The sequence below is a fragment of the Curtobacterium sp. RM9 genome (genome assembly GCF_054956955.1).
Genome location: NZ_CM143271.1, coordinates 1 through 23108, shown reverse-complemented (window position 1 = coordinate 23108; position 23108 = coordinate 1). Strand labels below are relative to the sequence as shown.

The 23108-nt window shown below is 68.7% G+C and carries 18 protein-coding genes and 2 tRNA genes; 7 read left to right on the top strand and 13 right to left on the bottom strand.

The window, feature by feature from the left end:
* Positions 1 to 3 precede the first annotated feature (3 nt).
* The 5 genes from ACY3FI_RS00100 to pknB all read left to right on the top strand — a co-directional run bounded on the left by ACY3FI_RS00100 (position 4) and on the right by pknB (position 7941).
* Complete coding sequence (locus tag ACY3FI_RS00100; RefSeq protein WP_462548684.1) at positions 4 to 1362, top strand: Stp1/IreP family PP2C-type Ser/Thr phosphatase; 1359 nt, start codon at positions 4 to 6, stop codon at positions 1360 to 1362.
* A complete protein-coding gene (locus ACY3FI_RS00095) occupies positions 1359 to 2795 on the top strand; it encodes an FtsW/RodA/SpoVE family cell cycle protein (RefSeq protein ID WP_462548683.1) in 1437 nt (478 codons plus the stop codon). Before ACY3FI_RS00100 ends, ACY3FI_RS00095 begins: the two co-directional genes overlap by 4 nt.
* On the top strand, positions 2792 to 4249 hold the full coding sequence (locus ACY3FI_RS00090; protein WP_462548682.1) for a peptidoglycan D,D-transpeptidase FtsI family protein: 1458 nt from the start codon (positions 2792 to 2794) through the stop codon (positions 4247 to 4249). The genes ACY3FI_RS00095 and ACY3FI_RS00090 overlap by 4 nt, the downstream gene beginning before the upstream one ends.
* Positions 4246 to 6000: a protein kinase domain-containing protein gene (locus ACY3FI_RS00085; protein WP_462548681.1), complete on the top strand. Its 1755-nt coding sequence runs from the start codon at positions 4246 to 4248 to the stop codon at positions 5998 to 6000. The genes ACY3FI_RS00090 and ACY3FI_RS00085 overlap by 4 nt, the downstream gene beginning before the upstream one ends.
* 126 nt (positions 6001 to 6126) lie before the next feature.
* Positions 6127 to 7941 carry a Stk1 family PASTA domain-containing Ser/Thr kinase gene (gene pknB, locus ACY3FI_RS00080; RefSeq protein WP_462548680.1) on the top strand — a complete coding sequence of 605 codons (1815 nt, stop codon included), beginning with the start codon at positions 6127 to 6129 and terminating at the stop codon, positions 7939 to 7941.
* A 136-nt stretch (positions 7942 to 8077) separates the two neighbouring features.
* On the opposite strand, the gene ACY3FI_RS00075 is transcribed toward pknB, so the two are convergent.
* Positions 8078 to 8722: an anthranilate synthase component II gene (locus ACY3FI_RS00075; RefSeq protein WP_462548679.1), complete on the bottom strand. Its 645-nt coding sequence runs from the start codon at positions 8720 to 8722 to the stop codon at positions 8078 to 8080.
* Positions 8723 to 8802: 80 nt separating this feature from the next.
* Here ACY3FI_RS00075 and ACY3FI_RS00070 point away from each other — a divergent pair, with 80 nt between their 5' ends.
* The gene (locus tag ACY3FI_RS00070; protein WP_462548678.1) at positions 8803 to 9057 is read left to right on the top strand and encodes a cell division protein CrgA; all 255 of its coding nucleotides are present in this window, start codon (positions 8803 to 8805) and stop codon (positions 9055 to 9057) included.
* A gap of 333 nt (positions 9058 to 9390) precedes the next feature.
* Here the strand turns inward: ACY3FI_RS00070 and ACY3FI_RS00065 are convergent, their stop codons facing one another.
* Together ACY3FI_RS00065 and ACY3FI_RS00060 are read right to left on the bottom strand one after the other, a co-directional pair.
* Positions 9391 to 10257: a rhomboid family intramembrane serine protease gene (locus ACY3FI_RS00065; protein WP_462548677.1), complete on the bottom strand. Its 867-nt coding sequence runs from the start codon at positions 10255 to 10257 to the stop codon at positions 9391 to 9393.
* An 8-nt stretch (positions 10258 to 10265) separates the two neighbouring features.
* The gene (locus ACY3FI_RS00060; RefSeq protein WP_071291656.1) at positions 10266 to 10805 is read right to left on the bottom strand and encodes a peptidylprolyl isomerase; all 540 of its coding nucleotides are present in this window, start codon (positions 10803 to 10805) and stop codon (positions 10266 to 10268) included.
* 116 nt (positions 10806 to 10921) lie between these two features.
* Between ACY3FI_RS00060 and ACY3FI_RS00055 the strand changes: the two genes are divergently transcribed.
* Positions 10922 to 11494 carry a hypothetical protein gene (locus tag ACY3FI_RS00055; protein WP_462548676.1) on the top strand — a complete coding sequence of 191 codons (573 nt, stop codon included), beginning with the start codon at positions 10922 to 10924 and terminating at the stop codon, positions 11492 to 11494.
* Between the two features lie 269 nt (positions 11495 to 11763).
* On the opposite strand, the gene ACY3FI_RS00050 is transcribed toward ACY3FI_RS00055, so the two are convergent.
* From ACY3FI_RS00050 to dnaA, 10 genes are all read right to left on the bottom strand, one after another.
* Positions 11764 to 11836: transfer RNA gene (locus ACY3FI_RS00050), tRNA-Ala, on the bottom strand.
* Positions 11837 to 11869: 33 nt separating this feature from the next.
* A tRNA-Ile gene (locus ACY3FI_RS00045) sits at positions 11870 to 11946 on the bottom strand.
* Positions 11947 to 12022: 76 nt separating this feature from the next.
* Positions 12023 to 12430: a DUF3566 domain-containing protein gene (locus tag ACY3FI_RS00040; RefSeq protein WP_462548675.1), complete on the bottom strand. Its 408-nt coding sequence runs from the start codon at positions 12428 to 12430 to the stop codon at positions 12023 to 12025.
* The gene (gene gyrA / locus ACY3FI_RS00035; protein WP_462548674.1) at positions 12423 to 15056 is read right to left on the bottom strand and encodes a DNA gyrase subunit A; all 2634 of its coding nucleotides are present in this window, start codon (positions 15054 to 15056) and stop codon (positions 12423 to 12425) included. The genes ACY3FI_RS00040 and gyrA overlap by 8 nt, the downstream gene beginning before the upstream one ends.
* Before the next feature lie 113 nt (positions 15057 to 15169).
* Positions 15170 to 17179, bottom strand: a complete 2010-nt coding sequence (gene gyrB / locus ACY3FI_RS00030; protein WP_462548673.1) for a DNA topoisomerase (ATP-hydrolyzing) subunit B — start codon at positions 17177 to 17179, stop codon at positions 15170 to 15172.
* 132 nt (positions 17180 to 17311) lie between these two features.
* Entirely contained in the window at positions 17312 to 17812 is a 501-nt protein-coding gene (locus tag ACY3FI_RS00025) for a DciA family protein (RefSeq protein ID WP_462548672.1), read from the bottom strand.
* Positions 17812 to 19065 carry a DNA replication/repair protein RecF gene (recF, locus tag ACY3FI_RS00020; RefSeq protein ID WP_462548671.1) on the bottom strand — a complete coding sequence of 418 codons (1254 nt, stop codon included), beginning with the start codon at positions 19063 to 19065 and terminating at the stop codon, positions 17812 to 17814. Before recF ends, ACY3FI_RS00025 begins: the two co-directional genes overlap by 1 nt.
* Positions 19066 to 19099: 34 nt before the next feature.
* A complete protein-coding gene (gene gnd / locus ACY3FI_RS00015; protein WP_462548670.1) occupies positions 19100 to 19987 on the bottom strand; it encodes a phosphogluconate dehydrogenase (NAD(+)-dependent, decarboxylating) in 888 nt (295 codons plus the stop codon).
* Between the two features lie 70 nt (positions 19988 to 20057).
* A complete protein-coding gene (dnaN, locus tag ACY3FI_RS00010) occupies positions 20058 to 21203 on the bottom strand; it encodes a DNA polymerase III subunit beta (RefSeq protein ID WP_462548669.1) in 1146 nt (381 codons plus the stop codon).
* A gap of 438 nt (positions 21204 to 21641) precedes the next feature.
* On the bottom strand, positions 21642 to 23102 hold the full coding sequence (dnaA, locus tag ACY3FI_RS00005; protein WP_462550378.1) for a chromosomal replication initiator protein DnaA: 1461 nt from the start codon (positions 23100 to 23102) through the stop codon (positions 21642 to 21644).
* Between the last annotated feature and the right edge of the window lie 6 nt (positions 23103 to 23108).

The window sequence follows — 23108 nt, the reverse complement described above, 5'->3', positions numbered from 1 at the left end:
CAGATGACGGCTCGCACGCTGAGCGCCGCTGTGTCCCACGTCGGGCGCATCCGCGCCAACAACCAGGACTCCGGCTACGCGGGGCAGCACCTGTTCGCCGTGGCGGACGGCATGGGCGGCCACGCGGGCGGCGACGTCGCCTCGGCGATCGCGATCCGACGCATCCGCGAGGTCGACCGCGAGTTCCCGTCCGCGCACGACGCCGAGTTCGCGCTGCAGTCCGCGCTCATCGCCGCGAACCAGCTCATCACCGAGACGGTCTTCGAGCACCAGGAACTGACCGGCATGGGCACCACGGTGTCCGCCGTCATCCGGGTCGGCGACCAGCTGGCGATCGCGCACATCGGCGACTCCCGCATCTACCGCCTGCGCGACGGCGAGCTGCAGCAGATCACCTCGGACCACACGTTCGTGCAGCGTCTCGTCGACAGCGGGCGCATCACGCCGGAGGAAGCCGCGGTGCACCCCCGTCGCTCCGTGCTCATGCGTGTGCTCGGCGACGTCGACGCGGCGCCCGAGGTCGACACCGCGATCATGGACATCCAGCCGGGCGACCGCTGGCTGCTCTGCTCCGACGGGCTGTCGTCGTACCTCGCCGAGGAACGCATCCGGCACGCCCTCGCGTCGACGATGGACGCCAACCAGGTCACGCAGCGCCTCGTGAAGGAGACGCTCGACCACGGCGCACCCGACAACGTCACGGTCGTCGTCATGGACGTCACGGACACCGAGCCGGAGGACGACGACGACGCGGCGACGACCGTCGGGTCCGCCGCGGCGCCGCTGACCTTCGAAGCGTCGACCGGCCGCAAGCCGATCCGCCTCCCCACGATCCTGCTGCACCCGCTCAAGGTGACGACCGCACCGGAGGACTCGCACTTCGAGCCCGAGTCCGACCAGTTCTTCGCCGAGCTCATCGCGGAGGACCGCCGTCGCCGCATCCGGCGCCGCATCACCTGGGCGGTCGCGCTCGTCGTGGCGGTCGCGGTGCTCGCCGGCGCGGTCTTCCTCGGCTGGCGGATCACGCAGGACCACTACTACGTCGGCACTGACCGGGGCACCGTGGCCATCTACAAGGGCGTGCAGCAGTCGATCGGCCCGATCGCGCTGTCCGACGTGTACGAGGACACCGACATCACCGTCTCGTCGCTGCCCGACTACACCCGCGAGAACGTCCGCTCCACGATCAACGCCCAGTCCCTCGGGGACGCGCGCGAGATCGTGGACCGCCTCCGCAAGGCCGCCGAGACCGGGCAGGACCAGGCCGGTACCGGTGGCGACGGCGGATCGGCGTCGCCGACGCCCACGCCATCCGGCAGCCCGACGCCGTCGGGCACGCCGACCTCGGGGGCCGCGCGATGAGCGCCGCCACCGCACAGTCCTTCACGCAGGCCATCACGATCAAGCTCCGTGAGCCGGCCCGCGCCCGGAACCTCGAGCTCGTGCTGCTCGTCATCGCCTGCGGCATCTGCGCCGGGGCGATGGTGCTCGTGCAGCTCGGCACCGAGGGCCGGATCTTCGACACCTCGGTGCTCTGGGTCGGCGCCGGCATCCTCGGCCTCGCGCTGATCATGCACGTCGTGCTGCGGGTCGTCGCGAAGAACGCCGACCCGTTCATCCTGCCGGTGGCGCTCGCGCTCAACGGCATCGGCATCGCCGAGATCTACCGCATCGACGTCCACGACGGCCTGACCGGCTGGGCGGCGATCGGCGTCAAGCAGATCGTCTGGACGATGCTCGCGATGGTCCTGGCCATCGTCACGGTGTCGGTCGTCCGGAACCACCGGTTCCTGCAGCGGTACCGCTACATCTTCATGTTCGTGACGATCGCGCTGCTCGTCATGCCGATGCTGCCCGTCATCGGGCACAACGTGAACGGTGCCCGGGTCTGGATCAAGGTCGGCGGGTTCACCTTCCAGCCCGGCGAGCTCGCGAAGATCACGATGGCATTGTTCTTCGCCGGGTACCTCGTGACCGCGCGCGACTCCCTGTCGATCGTCGGCAGGAAGTTCGCCGGCATGACGTTCCCGCGCGCCCGTGACCTCGGCCCGATCCTCGTGATGTGGGGCGCCGCGATGGCCGTCCTCGTGTTCCAGCGTGACCTCGGCACCGCCCTGCTCTACTTCGGCCTGTTCCTCGTGATGATCTACGTCGCGACCGGACGTCTGGGCTGGGTCGTCATCGGTCTCGGCCTCTTCGTCGGTGGCGCCCTCGTCGCGCAGTCGGCCCTCGTGTACGTGCACGGGCGGTTCGAGCAGTGGCTCGACCCGTTCGACCAGACCATCTACGACCGTCTCTCGCAGGGCAGCTACCAGCTCGTCCAGGGCATGTTCGGCTTCGCGAACGGCGGGATCACGGGGACCGGGCTCGGCCAGGGTCGCCCGTACCTGACGCCGGTCGCCAACGCGGACTACATCATCGCCTCGCTCGGCGAGGAGCTCGGGCTCATCGGTGTCTTCGCGATCCTGGCGCTGTTCATCATCCTGGCGTCCCGGGGCATCCGGGTCGGGTTCATGGCCCAGGACGACTTCGGCAAGCTGCTCGGCGTCGGCTTCGGGTTCATCATCGCGCTGCAGGTGTTCGTCGTCGTCGGCGGCATCACCCGCGTGATCCCGGTGACCGGTCTGACCACGCCGTTCATGGCGGCCGGTGGATCGTCGCTCATCGCGAACTGGATCATCGCGGCGATGCTGCTGCGGCTGACGGACGCCATCCCCGCCGAACAACGCGTCCAGCAGGGCGCGGTCCCGGCCGCACGCGGTCGGGGCTCGTCCCGGAAGGAGCGCAGCCGGTGAACCGTCAACTCCGCGGCGTCTCGACCGTCATCATCCTCATGTTCGTCGCGCTCTTCGTGTCGACGACCTCGATCCAGTTCTTCGCCGCCGACTCGCTGCGCGCCGACTCCCGCAACTCCCGAACCATCTTCGACAGTTACTCGACGAAGCGCGGCGCGATCCTGGTGAACGGCAGCCCGATCGCCGAGTCCAGCCCGTCGGACGACCAGTACCGGTACCAGCGCAAGTACACGAACGGCGACCTCTACTCCGCCGTGACCGGGTACTTCACGATCGGTCAGGGCAACGCGGGCATCGAGGGTGCCGAGAACGCGCTGCTCTCCGGCAACTCGGACGCGTCGTTCTTCCAGAACCTCAACGCGATCCTCACCGGCCAGGACGTCCAGGGCGACAACGTCAACCTGACGATCGACCCCGACGTGCAGCAGGCGGCGTACGACGCGCTCGGCGACCGCACCGGTGCCGTCGTGGCGATCCAGCCGAAGACCGGCAAGGTCCTCGCCATGGTGTCGAAGCCCGGCTACGACCCCAACACGCTGACGTCGCACGACACCAAGGACGTCATCGCGAAGTACAAGGCGCTCGAGCAGGCCTCGGGCAAGCCCCTGCAGAACCGTGCGATCGGCGGCGACCTGTACACGCCCGGATCGGTGTTCAAGCTCATCGTCGCGTCCGCGGCACTCGAGGGCGGCAAGTACTCGCTCGACTCCGAGTTCCCGAACCCGTCGCGGTTGCAGCTGCCCGGCACGAGCACGTACATCAACAACGCCGAGGGCGGCTCGTGCGGCGGTGGGAAGACCGTCAAGCTCCGCGTCGCGATCCAGCACTCCTGCAACATCCCGTTCGCGGAGCTCGGCCAGAAGCTCGGCTACGACGCGATCAAGAACATGGCCGACAAGTACGGCTTCGGCGACGCGATCGAGGTCCCGATGCGCGCCACGGCGAGCCAGTACCCGGACGTCAGCGACGACACCGCGCAGCTCATGCTCAGCTCGTTCGGCCAGGCGAGCGTCCGCGTGTCGCCGCTGCAGATCGCGATGGTCTCGGCCGGGATCGCGAACGGCGGCAAGGTCATGCAGCCCTCGCTCGTCGACTCGATCACCACGAGCGACCTGAAGACCGTCGAGTCGTTCACCCCGAAGCAGTACAGCGACCCGCTGTCCTCGTCGGAGGCCGGCGACCTGACCGAGGCGATGCAGAGCGTCGTCAGCGGCGGGACCGGTACCAATGCCAAGATCGACGGTGTCGACGTCGCAGGGAAGACGGGCACGGCCGAGGGCGGCACGGGCGATCCCTACACACTCTGGTTCACCGGGTTCGCCCCGGCGAAGGACCCGGAGGTCGCGGTGGCGGTCGTCGTCGGCAACGGCGGCGGGCTCGGGCAGTCCGGAGTCGGCAACACGGTCGCGGCCCCGGTCGCGAAGAAAGTCATGGAGGCGGTGCTGAACAAATGAGACCCACCAGCGGACTCACCTTCGGTGGGCGGTACCAGCTCTCGTCCCGTGTCGCGATCGGCGGCATGGGTGAGGTGTGGCAGGCGACCGACCTCGTGATCGGGCGCACCGTCGCACTGAAGATCCTCAAGGACGAGTACCTCGGCGACCCCGGGTTCCTCGAGCGCTTCCGCGCCGAGGCCCGGCACGCTGCGCTCGTCAACCACGAGGGCATCGCCAACGTCTTCGACTACGGCGAGGAGGACGGCAGCGCCTACCTCGTCATGGAGCTCGTGCCCGGCGAGGCGCTCTCGACCATGATCGAGCGCGAGCACACGCTCCCGGTCGACAAGGTCCTCGACATCGTCGCGCAGACCGCGAACGCCCTGCAGGCCGCGCACGCCGTGGGGCTCGTGCACCGCGACATCAAGCCCGGCAACCTGCTCATCACGCCGGACGGTCGCGTCAAGATCACCGACTTCGGCATCGCCCGCATCGCCGACCAGGTGCCGCTCACCGCGACCGGCCAGGTCATGGGCACGGTGCAGTACCTGTCGCCGGAGCAGGCGAGCGGGCACCCGGCGTCCCCGTCGACCGACATCTACTCGCTCGGCATCGTCGCGTACGAGGCCCTGGCCGGACGCCGCCCGTTCACGGGTGAGTCGCAGGTCGCCATCGCGATGGCGCACATCAACGAGCAGCCGCCGGCGCTCCCGGGCGACGTGCCGGAGCCCGTCGCCGCGCTGGTCATGTCCTGCATCGCGAAGAAGCCGGCCGACCGTCCGGCGACCGCCGCGAACCTGGCCCGTGCGGCGCAGGCGCTCCGCCGTGGCGACGTGGCGGCGGCGACCGTCGCGGTGCCCGCGATCGGTGGCGCCGGGACCGTGGCGTTCAACCCGCCGCAGGGGCAGGGCAACGACGCGGCCACCGCGCTCATCGGCACGCAGGCCGGAGCGGTCGCCGGTGCACCGGGGACCCCGGTGTCGCCGGTCGACGCCGCCGACGACGAGAAGGGCAAGAGCCGCGCTTGGATCTGGTGGGTCGTCGGGATCGTCGCCCTCCTGGTGATCGGCGGGGTGATCGCGGCCCTCGCGCTGACGAACGGCAACGACGACCCGGAGGCGAGCGCGTCGACGTCGACCTCGGCGACCCGTCCGGCGCCGTCGCGGACCCCGAGCCAGACGCCGACGCCGTCGACCCCGGCCCGCGTCGCAGTGGTCGCCTCGGACTACGAGGGACTGAAGGCCACCGACGCGCAGGCCCGGCTGCGGCAGCTCGGGCTCGACGCAACGATCGTGGACGGCGACGCAGCGACCGAGCAGGCGCAGGTCGGCACGGTCGAGTCGTTGAGTCCGACCGGGAACCTCCTCCCCGGCACGACGGTCACGCTCCGTGCGTACACTGCCATGGCCGCCGCCACCACGGCGCCGGAAGCGCCGGCCGCCGGCACGGTGTCGCAGGACGGCGTCGTGACCTTCACCTGGACCGCGTACGGCTCGTGCCCCTCCGGCTACTCGACGACCGGCTACACGTACACGATCAGCAACGGCGTGGACGCCAACGGCAAGACGTCGGGGACCGTGACGACCACGTCCGTCGAGGTCAAGGGTTCCTCCGCCGGGACCATCGCGATGTCCTACACCGCGAGCTGCGGGGACCTCACCTCGCCGAGCTCCTCGACGACCTCTGCAGTCTGGCAGCCCTCGGTCGAGCCCACGCAGAACCCGTCGGACGGCATCAACCCGAGCACCGGTCCGCAGGACGGCAACTGATCTCAACACCCCTCGAACGGGGGCTGTCGACACCGTTGCGTAACGGTTCGCTCGACGGCCCCCGTTCCGGCGTCTCACCAGGAACGCCTGCCGTACACTTGCCCGGACGACCAATCGGAGGAGTACGTGCCAGAAGGTGTGACCGCGGGGATCACGCTCCTCGCGAACCGCTACGAGATCGGTGACGTCATCGGTCGAGGCGGCATGGCCACCGTGCACCTCGGCAACGACACCCGTCTCGGCCGCAAGGTCGCGGTGAAGCTGCTGAAGCCGAGCCTCGCGAACGACCCGGCCTTCCGCACCCGTTTCCGGCAGGAAGCGCAGGCCGCCGCGCGCATGGCGCACCCGACGATCGTGCGTGTCTACGACGCGGGCGAGGAGACCGTCACCGAGACCTCCGGCGCCGAGGTGCAGGTCCCCTTCATCGTGATGGAGTACGTCGAGGGCCGCCCGCTCTCCGACATCGTCGACGACGGACCCGTGGCCCCGGACGAGGCCGTCCGCATCACCGAGGGCATCCTCACTGCGCTCGAGTACTCGCACCGTGCGGGCGTCGTGCACCGGGACATCAAGCCGGCCAACGTCATGGTGACGCACACCGGCCAGGTCAAGGTCATGGACTTCGGCATCGCCCGGGCCATCACCGACACCTCCGCAACGGTCGCACAGACGACGTCGATCCTCGGCACCGCCTCGTACTTCTCCCCGGAACAGGCGCGCGGCGAGACCGTCGACGCCCGCACCGACGTCTACTCGACCGGTGTCGTACTGTTCGAGATGCTCACCGGACGTCCGCCGTTCATCGGCGACTCACCCGTCGCGGTCGCCTACCAGCACGTGAGCGAACAGCCCGTCGCGCCCTCGTCGCTCGAGCCCGCGGTCTCCCCGGCGCTCGACGCCGTGACCCTGCACGCCCTCGTGAAGGACCGCACGCGTCGCTACCAGAACGCCGCAGAGTTCCGCTCCGACCTCGAGCAGGCCGCCGCGGGCAAGGTGCCGGCGTCGACGCGCAAGCTCCAGCAGCAGCAGGCCCACGACGCCTCGACGATGCTCTTCGGGGTGAACCCCCGGACCACGTCGAACCCGGCGGTCGCCTTCCGTGAGCTCGACGACGACACCGCCGAGCACCGTCCGCAGCGAACCCAGAACCGGCCTCCGGTCGCCTGGATCTGGGTCGGCATCATCCTCACCGCAGCGGTCATCGTGGCCGCCGTCTTCTTCGTCGCCAATCTGCAGCCGGGCAAGGCCCCGATCGCCTCGTCGGTCCAGGTGCCGAACGTCGTCGGGGCGACCTACGACTCCGCCGCCTCGGCGCTCGGCAAGCGCGACCTGGTGCCGGTCAAGGTCGAGGAGAACTCCGACGACGTCGACAAGGGCACGGTGATCCGCACCGAACCGGGCTCGGGCACGAAGGTCGGCCGCAAGGAGAACATCCGCGTCGTCGTCTCCCTCGGCCCGCAGCAGATCGCGATCCCCGAGGTCGCGAACCAGCCCCAGGACGCTGCGACCCAGGCGCTCAAGGCGGCGGGCTTCGAGGTCGGTGCCGTCACGACGGACTACTCGCCGGACGTCCCCGAGGGCACCGTCATGTCCTCAGACCCGGCGGTCGGCAGCCTCCACACGAAGGGGACCGTCGTCAACCTGACGGTCTCGAACGGCGAGGTGCAGCTGCCGGACGTCACCCAGCAGCCCTGGGAGACCGCGAACGCCACGCTGCGGGGTCTCGGCCTCGGCGTGACGCCGAACCCGACGAAGTCCTGCACGGGGTCGACGGTCGTGCAGCAGAGCGCTCCCGCCGGTGACATCGCGCAGGGCAGCACCGTGACCCTGACGTACTGCGCGGGCTCGGTGCAGCCGTCCCAGCCGGCGCAGGCTCCTGGCCAGGGTCAGGGCGACCCCGGTCAGGGTGGCGGCGACGGCGGAGGCGACGACGGCCAGTAGTCGTCAGCGCGCCTGACCGGGCCCGACCTCCGTGGCCGGGTCGCGCCTCCAGACCGTCCTGGAGGCGCGCAGCGCCCAGTACGGTCGACCCGGCTCCGCCGCGCATCACCCCTGGCGCGGAGCGCCGGACGGCGCGCTAGGCGCGCGGCGTCCCGATGAGCGGATTGAGACCAGCCGCTCGCTCGGCCGCGCCGGCCAGGCCGGCCGTCTCGAGCCAGTTGCCGACCATCCGGTAGCCGCCCTCGGTCAGCACGGACTCGGGGTGGAACTGGACGCCGTAGACGGGGCTCGCGCGGTGCTGGACGCCCATGATGACGCCGCCACCGGTGCGCGCGGTCACGGTCAGCTCGTCGGGCACGGTGCCGTCGACGATGGCGAGCGAGTGGTAGCGGGTCGCGGTGAAGGGGTGCGGGACTCCGGCGAAGAGGGCGCTGTCGTCGTGGTCGACCTGCGACGTCTTGCCGTGCATGAGTTCCTCGGCGTGGGTCACCGTGGCGCCGAGGGCCTCCGCGATCGCCTGGTGCCCGAGGCAGACGCCGAGGAGGGGCGTGTCGGCATCGATTGCCGCGTGCACGGTCGCGATGGAGACGCCGGCGTCACCGGGGGTACCGGGCCCTGGGGAGAGCAGCACGCCGTCGTACTCGGCGATCCGGTCGGCGATCTCGGACTCGGGGAACGCGTCGTTGCGGACGACGTCGGTCTCGGCACCGAGCTGCTGGACGTAGCCGTTCAGCGTGTAGACGAAGCTGTCGTAGTTGTCGACGACGAGGATCCTGGTCATGGCGGTCCACCGTACTCGTGGGGGATGTGCGGCACAGGCACGGCCGTCCTGCACACGTCGGTCACGGTAGGATACCGGCCATGGCCAAGGACAAGGACCGCACCAAGCCCGCCCGGAGGACCCGAGCCGACTCGGTCGAGACTGCCGGCGACCAGCCGAACCCCGTGTGGTTCAAGCCCGTCATGTTCGGCTTCATGCTCGTCGGGCTCGCCTGGGTCATCGTCTTCTACCTGTCGAACACGACGCTGCCCGTCCCGTCACTCGGGTCGTGGAACATCCTGGTCGGCTTCGGCATCATGTTCGTGGGCTTCCTCATGACCACGCGCTGGCGGTAGCCCCGCCGTTCGATCCCCCGACGCCCGTCGCACTCCGGTGCGGCGGGCGTCGCTGCGTCTCCCGGGCTTCTCCACAAGCGCCGGAGGCAGGCCGGCGTCAGTCCCCACCTTCACGCCGCTTCTCCACAGTTCTCCACAGATTCCACACGGCCATCCACACCATCCGGCCGGAGTTCTCCACAGGTCCCTCCACAGTGGGGATAATCACACCCGTGTAACTCACCGCTTTGTCCACAGCTGTGGACAACTCGACCGCTCGCCTGTGGAAACGACGAACGCCCCGCCGCTCGGGAGCGACGGGGCGTTTCGGTCGGCGCGCAAGACGCGCTGGGATCAGACGCCGAGCCCGATGCGCAGACTGGCGTACGCGGCGAAGATCCCGGCGACCAGGACCACGGCCAGGGCGACGAGCAGCCCGATCTGCAGCCCGCGCTGCCGGACGTTCCGGGTCTTCGAGAACAGGAACCCCGTCACGAAGCCGAGGACGATGCCGCCGACGTGGGCCTGCCACGAGATCTGCGTCCCGGGGAGGAACCCGATGATCAGGTTGAGGCCCATCACCACGAGCAGCTGGACGGCGTTGTAGCCGAGGCTCCGTTGGATGACGAAGAACGCCGCGAACAGGCCGAAGATCGCGCCCGAGGCGCCCACCACCGGGGTGCCGGGGGACAGCCACGAGACCGCCAGGTCACCGCCGAGCCCGGCCAACAGGTAGAGCGCGAGGAACCGCCACGTCCCGAGGAGGTTCTCGAGCATCCGACCGAAGATGAACACCGCGAACATGTTGAAGGCGATGTGCAGGAACGAGGAGTGCACGAAGAGTCCGGTGACGAGGCGCCACGGCTGCGTCGCCACGAGCGGCGTGTAGTACGCGAACCAGCTCGTGAGGAGCCGCCCCGACACCTGGTCGACCAGCCAGATCAAGACCGAGACGGCGATGATGACGACCGTCGCCTTCTGGTCGAGCATCGCGAACCGCCGTCGGGCGACCGTCAGCCCACCCGGGCCTCCGGACGCCCGACGGTTCGCCGTGAACTGCTGGCGCTGTTCACGCACGCACTCGGGGCAGTGCACCCCGACCGCGGCCGGCGTCTGGCACTCCGGGCAGATCGTCCGCCCGCACCGCTGGCACAGGACGAAGCTCTGCCGGTCCGGGTGCCGGTAGCAGGTGTTGCTGGAGTCGTACGCCGGATCGCTCACCTGGTCGCTCAGACGTCCTCGACGTCGATGCTCTGGATGACGACGTCCTCGAGGGGCTTGTCGCGCCCGTCGGTCGCCACACCCTCGATCGCGTCGACGACCGCGCGGGACTCGTCGTCCGCGACCTCGCCGAAGATGGTGTGCTTGCCCTGCAGCCACGGGGTCGCCACGGTGGTGATGAAGAACTGCGAACCGTTCGTGCCGCGGCCGCCCTGGATGCCGGCGTTCGCCATCGCGAAGATGTACGGGTTCTGGAAGGTGAGCTCGGGGGAGATCTCGTCGTCGAAGCGGTAGCCCGGGCCGCCGATGCCCTGGCCGAGCGGGTCGCCGCCCTGGATCATGAAGTCCTTGATGATGCGGTGGAAGACCACGCCGTCGTAGAGCTTGTCGGTCGAGACCTTGCCGGTGCCCGGGTGGGTCCACTCCTGCTTGCCCGTCGCGAGGTCGACGAAGTTCTTGACGGTCTTGGGGGCGTGGTTGCCGAACAGGTTGACGCGGATGTCGCCCTTGTTCGTGTGGATCGTTGCGACAGCGGTGTGCAGAGACATGTTCCGATTCTCGCATGTACTGCTGACGGTCAGACGGATCACACAGGTGCGACTCCGTGACCTGTCAGGCACTCCGGTGGCAGGATGGGGGAACGCCGTTCCGATGGAGGTACCAGATGACGACGATCGAGATCCCGCGCAAGCGTCGGAAGCAGATCAAGAAGCTCAAGGGCCAGACCGCCTCGCTCCTCGGCGAGCAGCGCAAGGTCCTCGAGCACGCGAACGCGATCCTCACCGAGGCCCGTTCGCACGCTGCCGATGCAGCCCGCAAGGACATCGCACCCCGCGTGCAGAACGCGATCGACAACGGGATCCGCCCGGCCGTCGCCACGGGTGTCCACGCCGCCACGAGTGCAGCCCAGAGCGCTTCGCACCGCTTCCAGTCCGAGGTCGTCCCGGCCCTGGTCTCGACCGCCGGCTCCGTGCTGAGCGTCGGTGACCTCGCCAAGGACCCCCGGGTGAAGAAGATCGTGAAGAACGCCCAGAAGAAGAGCAAGAACGCTCGGAAGGTCGCGGAGAAGTACGTCCCGCGCCAGAAGAAGGGCATCGGCTTCGGCGGTGTCGCGCTCATCATCGTCGGCGTGGTCGCCGTCGCGGGTGCAGCGTACGCGGCGTACCAGACGCTCCGCGCCGACGACGACCTCTGGGTCGCGGACGACGCCGACACGGCGGAGAAGCCCTCCGCCTGACCCCCACGGTTCCACGACGGGCCCCGGCACTGCGCCGGGGCCCGTCGTCGTTCCCGGGGCCCGACGGCCGGTCGTCGTTCCCGGGGCCCCACGGCCCATCGCCCTCGCCCCGTCGCACGAGCTGCCGTCGTTCGGCGACCGCCACGGCGGGTCGTGCGACCAGAACGGCACGCGGACGGCAGGTCATGCGACCAGAACGGCAGCTACGCCCCCGGCAACGACGAAGCCCCTGGCCAGCGACTGCGTCGCGACCAGGGGCTTCTTCCGAGTGGAGCCTGGGAGAATCGAACTCCCGACATCCTGCTTGCAAAGCAGGCGCTCTACCAACTGAGCTAAGGCCCCGGAACACCGGCGATGCTACCGGTGCGGGATGGATGGTGGGGCTACAAGGACTTGAACCTTGGACCTCTTCGTTATCAGCGAAGCGCTCTAACCGCCTGAGCTATAGCCCCTCAGACCGGATGAAAGCCTACCGTACCGACGCCGCAGAACGAAATCGAGCGGTCGGCCGACATCCGGCCGGGTGTGTCAGTTGTTCGTGAAGCCCACGAGCAGGCCGCCCGTGATCCGCACACTGAGGTTGTAGAGGACGCTCACGATGGCGCCGAGCACGGTGCCGACCACCACGTTGAGGATGCCCACGACGATGGAGAACCCGAGGACCTGCCCGAGCGAGAACTGGTCCATGATCGAGTAGTTGTTCTGCCCGGTGACGTCCCGGAGCAGGGCATCGACCTGCGTGAAGACACCGGTCTGGTTGAGGATGACCCACACCAGGGCGGTGGCGACGACGATCACGATCGACCCGGCCAGGGCGATGAGGAAGCTGAGCTTCACCATCGACCAGAAGTCGACGTACACCAGTCGGAGCCGCACCTGGCGGGTGCCGACGGGTCGCTTCGCCTTCTTCTGGAGCTTCTCGGCGACACTACTCATTGGTTGACTGGTCCTCTCCGGCCTCAGGCTCGGTCGGTTCGGGCGCCGCTTCGTCAGGGCTGACCGTCTCCACCGGGCCCGCGGGCTCGATCTCGGCGTCGTCCTGGTCGTCCAGGTTCCGCTCTGTGTTCCGTGCCACGGCGATGATCCGGTCGTTCTCCGCGAACCTCGCGAAGACCACGCCCATCGTGTCGCGCCCCTTGGCGGGGACCTCGGACACGGAGGACCTTACCACCTTGCCAGATTGGAGCACGACGAGCACCTCGTCGTCGCCGCCGACGATGAGCGCGCCCACGAGGTCGCCACGGTCGGCCGCGAGCTTCGCCACCTTGATGCCGAGACCACCACGGCCCTGCACGCGGTACTGGTCCACCGAGGTGCGCTTGGCGTAGCCGCCCTCGGTCATGACCCACACGTAGCCGTCGTCCGAGACCACCCGGGCTGCGAGCAGCGAGTCGTCCCCGCGGAAGGACATGCCCTTCACACCCGAGGTCGAACGACCCATCGGGCGCAGGGTGTCGTTCGTGGCGGTGAAGCGCAGCGACATGCCGTGCTTCGACACGAGCAGCAGGTCGTCGGTCTCGTCGACGAGCAGTGCCTGGCGGAGCTTGTCGCCCTCGCGCAGGTTGATCGCGATGATGCCGCCGGTGCGGTTCGTGTCGTACTCGGTCAGCGCGGTCTTCTTGACGAGGCCCTGTTCGGTCGCGAGCACGAGGTACTGCGCGGCCTCGTAGTCGCGGATGTCGAGCACCTGCTGGATCTGCTCGTCCGGCTGCATCGCGAGGAGGTTGGCGACGTGCTGGCCCTTGGCGTCACGGCTCGCCTCCTGCAGTTCGTACGCCTTGGCGCGGTAGACCCGGCCCTGGTCGGTGAGGAACAGCAGCCAGTGGTGCGTCGTCGTGACGAAGAAGTGCTCGACGACGTCGTCCGCGCGGAGCTGGGCGCCCTTGACGCCACGTCCGCCACGGTGCTGCGAGCGGTAGTTGTCGCTGCGCGTGCGCTTGACGTAGCCGCCACGGGTGATGGTGACGACCATCTCCTCTTCGGGGATGAGGTCCTCGATGGACATGTCGCCGTCGAAGCCGAGCATGATCTCACTGCGGCGGTCGTCACCGAAGCGGTCGACGATCTCGGCGAGCTCCTCGCCGATGATCGTGCGCTGACGGGTCTCCGAGCCGAGGATGTCCTGGAAGTCGGCGATCTTGCGCTCGAGTTCCTCGGCCTCGTCGTGGATCTTCTGGCGCTCGAGGGCAGCCAGACGGCGGAGCTGCAGCTCGAGGATCGCGCGAGCCTGGATCTCGTCGACGGAGAGCAGGTCCATCAGGCCCGTCCGGGCCTCCTCGACGTCGGGCGACCGACGGATGAGCGCGATGACCTCGTCGAGTGCGTCGAGCGCCGCCAGGTAGCCGCGCAGGATGTGCGCGCGCTTCTCGGCCTCGCGGAGCCGGTACTGGGTCCGGCGGACGATGACGTCGATCTGGTGGTCGACCCACGCCGAGATGAACCCGTCGAGCGCGAGGGTGCGGGGCACGCCGTCGACGATCGCGAGCATGTTCGCGCCGAAGTTCTCCTGCAGCTGCGTGTGCTTGTACAGGTTGTTCAGGACGACCTTCGCCACGGCGTCGCGCTTCAGCACGATCACGAGGCGCTGACCGGTACGACCCGAGGTCTCGTCGCGGATGTCGGCGATGCCCGAGAGCTTGCCGTCCTTCACGCCCTCGGCGATGCGGATCGCGAGGTTGTCCGGGTTGACCTGGTACGGCAGCTCGGTGACGACGAGGCAGGTCCGGCCCTGGATCTCCTCGACGTTGACGACCGCGCGCATGGTGATCGACCCGCGGCCGGTGCGGTAGGCGTCCTGGATGCCCTTCGTGCCGAGGATCTGCGCACCGGTCGGGAAGTCCGGGCCCTTGATCCGCTGCATGAGCGCACCGAGCAGTTCCTCGCGCGTCGCGTCCGGGTGGGCGAGGGCCCACTGGGCACCCTCGGCGACCTCGCGCAGGTTGTGCGGCGGGATGTTGGTCGCCATGCCGACCGCGATGCCGACCGAGCCGTTGACGAGCAGGTTCGGGAAGCGCGCCGGCAGGATCGACGGCTCCTGCGTGCGGCCGTCGTAGTTGTCCTGGAAGTCGACGGTCTCCTCGTCGATGTCCCGGACCATCTCCATGGCGAGCGGCGCCATCTTGGTCTCGGTGTACCGCGGGGCCGCGGCGCCGTCGTTGCCCGGCGAACCGAAGTTGCCCTGGCCGAGCGCGAGCGGGTAGCGGAGCGACCACGGCTGCACGAGGCGGACGAGTGCGTCGTAGATCGCGCTGTCTCCGTGCGGGTGGAACTGTCCCATCACGTCACCGACGACGCGGGAGCACTTCGAGAAGGCCCGGTCGGGACGGTAGCCGCCGTCGAACATCGCGTAGATCACGCGTCGGTGCACCGGCTTGAGGCCGTCGCGGACCTCCGGCAGGGCGCGTCCGACGATGACGCTCATCGCGTAGTCGAGGTACGACCGCTGCATCTCGAGCTGCAGGTCGACCTGCGAGATGCGGTCGCCCGACACCACGATGTCGCCGCTGTCGCCGTGGACGATCTCGGGCTGCTCGTCGGCGCCGTTCTCGTTGTCGTCAGCCATGTGGCTTCGTTCCCTTTCTGGACAGCCTGGAGGCTGTGGTTCGCATCGTCGCGCCGGGCGCGACCACAGGTGGTCTGGACGGGTCGACGCGACTCACACCGCGCCTCCAGGCCCTAGATGTCGAGGAAGCGGACGTCCTTGGCGTTCTGCTGGATGAACTGGCGACGGCTCTCGACGTCCTCGCCCATGAGCGTCGCGAAGACGCTGTCCACCGCGGCGGCGTCCTCGAGGGTGACCTGCAGGAGCGTGCGGGTGTCCGGGTTCATCGTCGTGTCCCAGAGCTCCTTGTAGTCCATCTCGCCGAGACCCTTGTAGCGCTGGATGCCGTTGTCCTTCGGGATCCGCTTGCCGGCGGCGAGGCCGGCCTGCATCAGGGCGTCGCGCTCACGGTCGCTGAACACGTACTCGTGCGCGGCGTTCGACCACTTCAGGCGGTACAGCGGCGGCTGCGCGAGGTACACGTAGCCACGCTCGATGAGCGGACGCATGTAGCGGAACAGCAGCGTGAGCAGCAGCGTCGTGATGTGCTGGCCGTCGACGTCGGCGTCGGCCATCAGCACGATCTTGTGGTACCTGGCCTTGTCCGGGTCGAAGTCCTCGCCGATGCCGGCGCCGAACGCCGTGATCATCGACTGGATCTCCTGGTTGGCGAGCGCCCGGTCGAGGCGGGCCTTCTCGACGTTCAGGATCTTGCCGCGCAGCGGGAGGATCGCCTGCGTGAGCGGGTTGCGCCCCTGTACCGCGGAACCACCGGCGGAGTCGCCCTCGACCATGAAGATCTCGGAGACCGTCGGGTCCTTCGACTGGCAGTCCTTGAGCTTGCCGGGCATGCCGCCTGACTCGAGCAGGCCCTTGCGGCGGGTGGTCTCGCGCGCCTTGCGGGCCGCGAGCCGTGCCTGCGAGGCCTGGATCGCCTTCCGCACGACGTCGCGCGCCTGCGTCGGGTTGCTCTCGAACCAGTGCGTGAGCTCGGTGCCGACGACGCGCTGCACGAAGGACTTCGCCTCGGTGTTGCCGAGCTTCGTCTTCGTCTGGCCCTCGAACTGCGGCTCGCCGAGCTTCACCGAGATGACGGCCGTCAGCCCTTCGCGGATGTCGTCACCCGTGAGGTTGTCGTCCTTCTCCTTGATGATCTTCGTCTCACGCGCGTACCGGTTCACGAGCGAGGTCAGCGCCGCACGGAAGCCCTCTTCGTGGGTGCCGCCCTCGTGCGTGTTGATCGTGTTCGCGAAGGTGTGGACGCTCTCCTGGTAGGAGGTGTTCCACTGCATCGCGAGCTCGAGGGCGATCTTGCGCTCGGTGTCCTCGGCCTCGATGGCGATGACGTCCGGGTGGACCAGGTCCGCCTTCTTCTGCGCGTTGAGGTACTCGACGTAGTCGGGCAGCCCGCGCTCGTAGCGGAAGGAGTCACGGCGCGACTCCTCGCCCTCGTCCGGGGTGCGCTCGTCGGTGAGGTTGATGCGCAGGCCCTTGTTCAGGAAGGCCATCTGCTGGAAGCGGGTGCGGAGCGTCTCGTAGTCGAACTCGACGGTCTCGAAGATGTCGGCGTTCGGCCAGAACGTGATGGTCGTGCCGGTGGTGTCGGTCTCCTCGTCCTGCGAGACGGGGGCGACCGGGACGCCGTCGGTGTAGCTCTGCCGCCAGACGTGACCCTGACGACGGACCTCGACGTCGAGCTCGGAGCTCAGCGCGTTCACGACGGACGAGCCGACGCCGTGCAGACCACCGGAAACCGCGTACCCGCCGCCGCCGAACTTGCCGCCGGCGTGCAGGACCGTCAGGACCACCTGGAGCGTGGAGACCCCCTCGGCGGCGTGCACGTCGACCGGGATGCCACGGCCGTTGTCGACCACGCGGACACCGCCGTCTTCGCGGATCGTCACGTCGATGGTGTCGCAGTAGCCGGCGAGGGCTTCGTCCACCGAGTTGTCGACGATCTCCTGCACGAGGTGGTGGAGACCACGCGGACCCGTCGAGCCGATGTACATGCCCGGACGCTTCCGGACGGCTTCGAGTCCCTCGAGGACCTGGATCTGGTCTGCGCCGTACGATGGCTGTTCGGTCTGCGGCGTCACGTCGTCGCCGGACGGTTCGGTGCGGTCGTCGTCAGATCCGGATGTCATACGAAGGTGCTCCTGCCTGCGCGCGGAACACCCGCGCACTGCACCTCCCAGTCTACCGCAGGGACCCCTCGTCCGAGGGTGAGATCGGCCCGTGGACGGGCTTTTTTCGTCCGGTAGGACGATTTGGTCTGGTCAGCCGTAGGTGTCGCGGGGACCGCGCCCCTGAACCGCTCTGGGACCGCGTTTCCACGTGGGGGCGTCCGGCCCCGAAACCCGGATCGACTGGACGCCTGCTTCGGGGTGCCGTTCGGCGATCGTCGTCGTGATCGTGCTCCGCATGAGTCGGAGCTGCGTCGCCCAGGCCGTGGAGTCGCACCGGATGACGAGTGTGCCGTCGTCGATGGTCATCGGACGCGAGTGCTTGGCGAGCTCCTCGCCGACCACGCCGGGCCAGTCGACGAACAGCTCGGACCGGGCGAGCGGCTCGGTCCACCCGAGCTCCTGCGCGAGGGATCCGACGACGTCGCCGAGGCCCTTCGGCTCGCGGCCGCGACCGTACGGTGCGGAGTCGCCCTGCAGCTCGCGGGACCGCCGCCGCCGGGCGTCGACGGTGCGGAGCGACGGGTCGCCGAAGACGGCGCGGAGGTGGCGGTACACGCGGGCCGGTTCGGCGGGGCGCCAGGGCTTCGGCATCAGCTCACCGGGTCCGGACTGGAGGCGCGGGGCGCGTCCGCCACGTCGGTCGCGGTGGTCTCGTCGGTCGTCCCGGTCGCTGGGGCGTCGGTGCCGAGGATCGTGCCGGCCTCGATGCGGACGGTGTGTGCGGCGAGCTGGGCGGGCACGTCGCCGAAGACCGCCGCGGTGATGAGCACCTGCTCGTAGTCCGCGACCGCCGCCGCGAGGCGTTCACGGCGCGACTCGTCGAGTTCGGCGAACACGTCGTCGAGGATGATGATCGGGTCGCCGAGGGTCGACTCCGCGCGGAGCACTGATGCGCTCGCGAGCTGCACGGCGAGCGCGAACGACCACGACTCCCCGTGGCTGGCGTACCCTCGGGCTGGTAACCCGTTCAACTGGAAGAGGACGTCGTCGCGATGGGGCCCGACGAGGGTCAGCCCGCGGTCGAGCTCGTCACGCCGCCGTCGCTCGAGCGCGGCGCGGAACGCATCGGCTGCCGCACTCACCGACACGGGCTCGTCGGGGGTGCCGAGGATCGGGTCGGTCGCGGCCGCTTCCTCTGGGTCGCCGCCCCGCACGCTGAGCACGCCGGTGATCGTCGCCTCGTGGCGCTCGCCCGCGACGGTGGCGTACGCCTCGGTCACGAACGGAGCGAGGCGACGCGTCAGGTGGTCGCGGGCGGCGATGATCTCGGCGCCGAACGCGACGAGTCGGTCGTCCCAGACGTCGAGCGTCGCGAGCGACCCGCTCCGGGCACCGGTCGACCGCGCCGACTTCAGCAGGGTGTTCCGCTGCCGGAGCGTGCGGTCGTAGTCGGCGAGGACCCCCTGCATCCGCGGGGCGATCTGTCCGAGGAGCTCGTCGAGCATGCGGCGCCGGCCCGCGGGTTCGCCACGGACGAGCGCGAGGTCCTCCGGCGCGAAGAGCACGCTCGTGCAGTACCGCGGGAGCTCGCGGGGCTTGATCGCCGCTCGGTTCACCTGCGCGCGGTTCGAACCCGTGCGGTTGATCTGCACCTCGGCGAGGATGCTGCGGCCCTCGTGCGCGAGTCGGGCGCGGACGATCGCCGCGTCGCAGCCCTGGCGCACGAGGGCAGCGTCGGTCGGCACCCGGTGCGAGCCGAGCGTCGACAGGTAGCCGATGGCCTCGACGAGGTTGGTCTTGCCCTGTCCGTTCCGGCCGACGAACAGGTTCGGCCCGCGTGCGAGGTCGACCTCCGCCTCCCGGTAGTTCCGGAAGTCGGTGAGGTGGAGGTGATCGACGTGCACGCGGGCCGAGACGAGCTCAGGTGGTTACCTGGAGCTACGCCTTCTTGACGGCGTGGCCGCCGAACTGGTTGCGGAGCGCCGCGACGGCCTTCATCGTCGGGGACTCGCTGCCCTGACGCGAGACGAAGCGCGCGAACATGGCCGCGGAGAGCGCGGGCATCGGGACCGCGAGCTCGATGGCCTCTTCGAGGGTCCAACGGCCCTCGCCGGAGTCGTCGACGTAGCCCTCGAGCTCGTCGAGCTTCGGGTCCTCGTTGATCGCGAGCACGAGCAGGTCGAGCAGCCAGGAGCGCACGACCGTGCCACGCTGCCAGCCGGCGAAGACGGCGGGGACGTCGTGGATGATGTCCTTGGCCTCGAGGAGCTCGTAGCCCTCGCCGTACGCCTGCATGATCGCGTACTCGATGCCGTTGTGGACCATCTTCGCGTAGTGGCCGGCGCCGACGCCGCCCGCGTGCGAGAAGCCCTCTTCGCGCGGGCCCTCGGGGCGGAGCGCGTCGAAGACCGGCATGGCGAACTGGACGTCCTCGGGGGCGCCGCCGACCATCAGGCCGTAGCCGTTGTCCTTGCCCCAGACGCCGCCGGAGACGCCGGCGTCCATGTAGCGGATGCCCTTGGCGTCGAGCTGCTTGGCGTGCACCTCGTCGTCGAGCCACTTCGAGTTGCCACCGTCGATGACGAGGTCACCGGGGGCGAGGACCTCGGCGAGGTCGGTGATGACGTCGTCGGTGATCTTGCCGTGCGGGACCATGACCCACACGAGCTTCTTGCCCTCGGGCAGAGCGGCAGCCAGCGCGCCGAGGTCGGCGACGTCGGAGACGGCGGGGTTCGCGTCGTACCCGGTGACCTCGATGCCTGCGTTGCGGAGACGGGCACGCATGTTGTTGCCCATGCGACCGAGGCCGACAAGACCGATGTGCATGATTTCCTCTTCTGTTCGTCGTCGCGCTGGTGCGAGGAGACGCGTCAGCGCAGTGGTACGGCTGTTGCGCTTACCGCAGCAGGAGATTGGGCTGCAGCAGGTACCGGTATCCGTCCGTCGCCGGGGCCTCTTGCGAGGTCTGACCGGTGATGAGCACCGGACCCGGCTTGTTGGGGTTCTCCGTCTTGGTGAAGGAGATCCGGACGAACTCGGAGTGCACCGCGTTCAACCCGTCCAGGAGGAAGGCGGGCTTCAGCGAGACCACCGTTTCCTCCCCGGTCAGCAACGCACTGATCGACTCTGACGCCTGCGCTTGTTCGGAACCGATCGCCTCGAGCGTGAGCCCGTCGACCGTGAAGGAGAACCGGAGTGCTGCTTCGCGCTCCAGGACGAGGGAGACCCGTCGGACCGCCTCGACGAGCTCCGCGGTGTTGATCACCGCGTGGTCCTCGACGGTCTCGGGGAAGAGCCGGCGGACCGGAGGGTAGTTGCCCTTGATGAGCAGCGACGTGACCGTCTTGTCGTCGGCGTGGAAGGCGATGAGCTCGCGGTCCGACGAACCGCTGATCGAGACCGACACCGTGGACGCCGATCCGAACGTGCGGCCGACCTCCTGCAGGGTCCGGGCCGGGACCAGCGCGTGCAGCGGGTCGGACCCCACGCGGCCGGAGTCCCACGCGATCGTGCGGACGGCGACGCGGTACCGGTCGGTCGCGATGAGCGACAGGTCGTTGTCGCCGACCTCGAGCTGGACGCCCGTGATGACGGGGGTGACGTCGTCGCGGCTGGCGGCGACGGCGACCTGGGACACCGCCTCGGAGAAGGAGTCGCCGGGGATGACACCGGTCTGCGCACCGATCTCCGGGAGGGTGGGGTACTCCTCGACCGGCATGGACAGCAGCGTGAAGTGCGCCGAGCCGCAGGTGACCGAGATCTTGCTGTCCTCGGTGGTGAACGTGACCGGGGCGTTCGGCAGACGGCTCGCGATGTCGTTGAGCAGGCGGCCGGAGACCAGGACCGTACCGGGTTCGTCGATCTGCGCGGTGATCGACGTCTGCGCCGAGACCTCGTAGTCGAACGAGGAGAGCGTGAGCCGGTCGCCGTCGGCGTGGATGAGGACGCCCGAGAGGATCGGGAGGGTCGTGCGCTGTGGGAGGAGCTTCACCGCGAAGGAGACGGCTTCGGAGAAGACGTCCCGGTTGACCTCGAACTTCACAGCTTGGACCCCTGTCGATCGGTTGGACTGTCCGGCCGCCCCATTGTGGCACAGCCCGACTCGGCCCGGATTTCTTGTCATCCCGCCGTCCACAAGGTTGGCCCTCTGAGATCCATCGTTAACCAGGAGTAATCGTGTTAACGCCTGTGCACACTGTGGATAACCCTGTGCATGCCGCTCGGCGACAGGGAACTACACGGCTGTCATTTGTGAGTCGGCTGTGGGCGACGTCTGGATGACAGAATCTCATCTATCCGCTTCCATCCCCAGTCTCCACAGGGGACCCCAGAACTGTGAACAACGGGGCGGCGTGTCCTCCACAGTTATCCACAGGCTATCCACACTGTGTGGAGTACGGCGCATGGAACCGTCTCAGATGGTGGACGACGCCGGGGGTGAGCCGATCTGGGGGCGGTGATCCGCGCCTCCAGGCAGGGGTCAGCGGTAGCGGCGGTCCTGCTTGATGCGGCTCGTCAGCTCGGTGACCTGGTTGTAGATCGACCGACGTTCCTTCATCAGCTCGGTGATCTTCTTGTTCGCGTACATCACCGTGGTGTGGTCGCGGTTGCCGAACAGCTGGCCGATCTTCGGCAGCGACAGGCTCGTCATCTCGCGGCAGAGGTACATCGCGATCTGGCGCGCGGTCGCGATGGCCTGCGAGCGGGACGACCCGTACAGGTCGTCGACGGAGAGCTTGAAGTACTCCGCGGTGTGGTTGATGATGTCCGTCGGCGCGACCACGTTGTCGTCGTCGAGCGTGATGAGGTCCTTGAGGACGGTCTGCACGAGGGCCATGTCGACGGCCGTCCGGTTCAGGCTCGCGAAGGCCGTGACGCGGATCAGCGTCCCCTCGAGCTCCCGGATGTTGCTCGACACCTTCGAGGCCATGAACTCGAGGATGTCGTCGGGCACCTGCAGGTGGTCGGACTGCGCCTTCTTGCGGAGGATCGCGATGCGCGTCTCGAGCTCGGGTGCCTGCACGTCGGTGATCAGTCCCCACTCGAAGCGGGAGCGCATCCGGTCCTCGAAACCGGTCAGGTGCTTCGGCGCGACGTCCGACGTGATGACGACCTGCTTGTTGTGGTCGTGCAGGGTGTTGAACGTGTGGAAGAAGGCCTCCTGGGTGGAGTCCTTGCCCTGGAGGAACTGGATGTCGTCGATCAGCAGGATGTCGATGTCGCGGTAGCGCTGCTGGAACTGGTTCGACCGGTTGTTCGCGATCGAGTTGATGAAGTCGTTGGTGAACTCCTCGCTCGACACGTACCGCACGCGGATGCCCGGGTAGAGGCTCTCCGCGTAGTGGCCGATCGCATGCAGGAGGTGCGTCTTGCCGAGGCCCGAGTCGCCGTAGATGAAGAGCGGGTTGTAGGCCTTGGCCGGCGCCTCGGCGACCGCGACCGCCGCGGCGTGCGCGAAGCGGTTCGAGGAGCCGATGACGAAGTTGTCGAAGTTGTACTTGGGGTTCAGTCGCGACTGGGGTCGACCGCCGGTGCCCGGCGAGTCGATCTGGCTCGGGACGAACGGCGCCTCGATGTACTGCCGGGGCGCGGCGCTCTGCTCGACGACGTTCTGCACGGGTTCGGCGTACTCGGGCACGTGCGACGGGACGACCGGGTCGACCCGGGGTTCGGAGACCATGTCGGGGTTCACCGTGATCGCGAAGTTGGCGACGCTGTCGTCACCGATGCGCGAGACGGCCTCGGTGATCGGGATCCGGATCCGCTGCTCGAGCATGCCGCGCGTGAGGTCGTTCGGGACCTCGAGGTAGAGGGTGCCCGCGAGGACGCCCTTCGGCTCGACGAGGTTCAGGAAGCCGTGGAGCTGCGGCGTGATGCGGTCGTCCTCCGAGAGGAGTCCGAGGACCGATGACCAGAGGTCCTCGACGGGGTCGGCCGGCATCGTCAT

Bases quoted from the DNA above. Each gene is read 5' to 3' on its own strand.
- ACY3FI_RS00100 (WP_462548684.1), top strand. From the start codon at position 4: ATGACGGCTCGCACGCTGAGCGCCGCTGTGTCCCACGTCGGGCGCATC.
- ACY3FI_RS00095 (WP_462548683.1), top strand. From the start codon at position 1,359: ATGAGCGCCGCCACCGCACAGTCCTTCACGCAGGCCATCACGATCAAG.
- ACY3FI_RS00085 (WP_462548681.1), top strand. From the start codon at position 4,246: ATGAGACCCACCAGCGGACTCACCTTCGGTGGGCGGTACCAGCTCTCG.
- ACY3FI_RS00075 (WP_462548679.1), bottom strand. From the start codon at position 8,722: ATGACCAGGATCCTCGTCGTCGACAACTACGACAGCTTCGTCTACACG.
- ACY3FI_RS00070 (WP_462548678.1), top strand. From the start codon at position 8,803: ATGGCCAAGGACAAGGACCGCACCAAGCCCGCCCGGAGGACCCGAGCC.
- ACY3FI_RS00060 (WP_071291656.1), bottom strand. From the start codon at position 10,805: ATGTCTCTGCACACCGCTGTCGCAACGATCCACACGAACAAGGGCGAC.
- ACY3FI_RS00055 (WP_462548676.1), top strand. From the start codon at position 10,922: ATGACGACGATCGAGATCCCGCGCAAGCGTCGGAAGCAGATCAAGAAG.
- ACY3FI_RS00040 (WP_462548675.1), bottom strand. From the start codon at position 12,430: ATGAGTAGTGTCGCCGAGAAGCTCCAGAAGAAGGCGAAGCGACCCGTC.
- gyrA (WP_462548674.1), bottom strand. From the start codon at position 15,056: ATGGCTGACGACAACGAGAACGGCGCCGACGAGCAGCCCGAGATCGTC.
- gyrB (WP_462548673.1), bottom strand. From the start codon at position 17,179: ATGACATCCGGATCTGACGACGACCGCACCGAACCGTCCGGCGACGAC.
- ACY3FI_RS00025 (WP_462548672.1), bottom strand. From the start codon at position 17,812: ATGCCGAAGCCCTGGCGCCCCGCCGAACCGGCCCGCGTGTACCGCCAC.
- gnd (WP_462548670.1), bottom strand. From the start codon at position 19,987: ATGCACATCGGTCTTGTCGGCCTCGGTCGCATGGGCAACAACATGCGT.
- dnaA (WP_462550378.1), bottom strand. From the start codon at position 23,102: ATGCCGGCCGACCCCGTCGAGGACCTCTGGTCATCGGTCCTCGGACTC.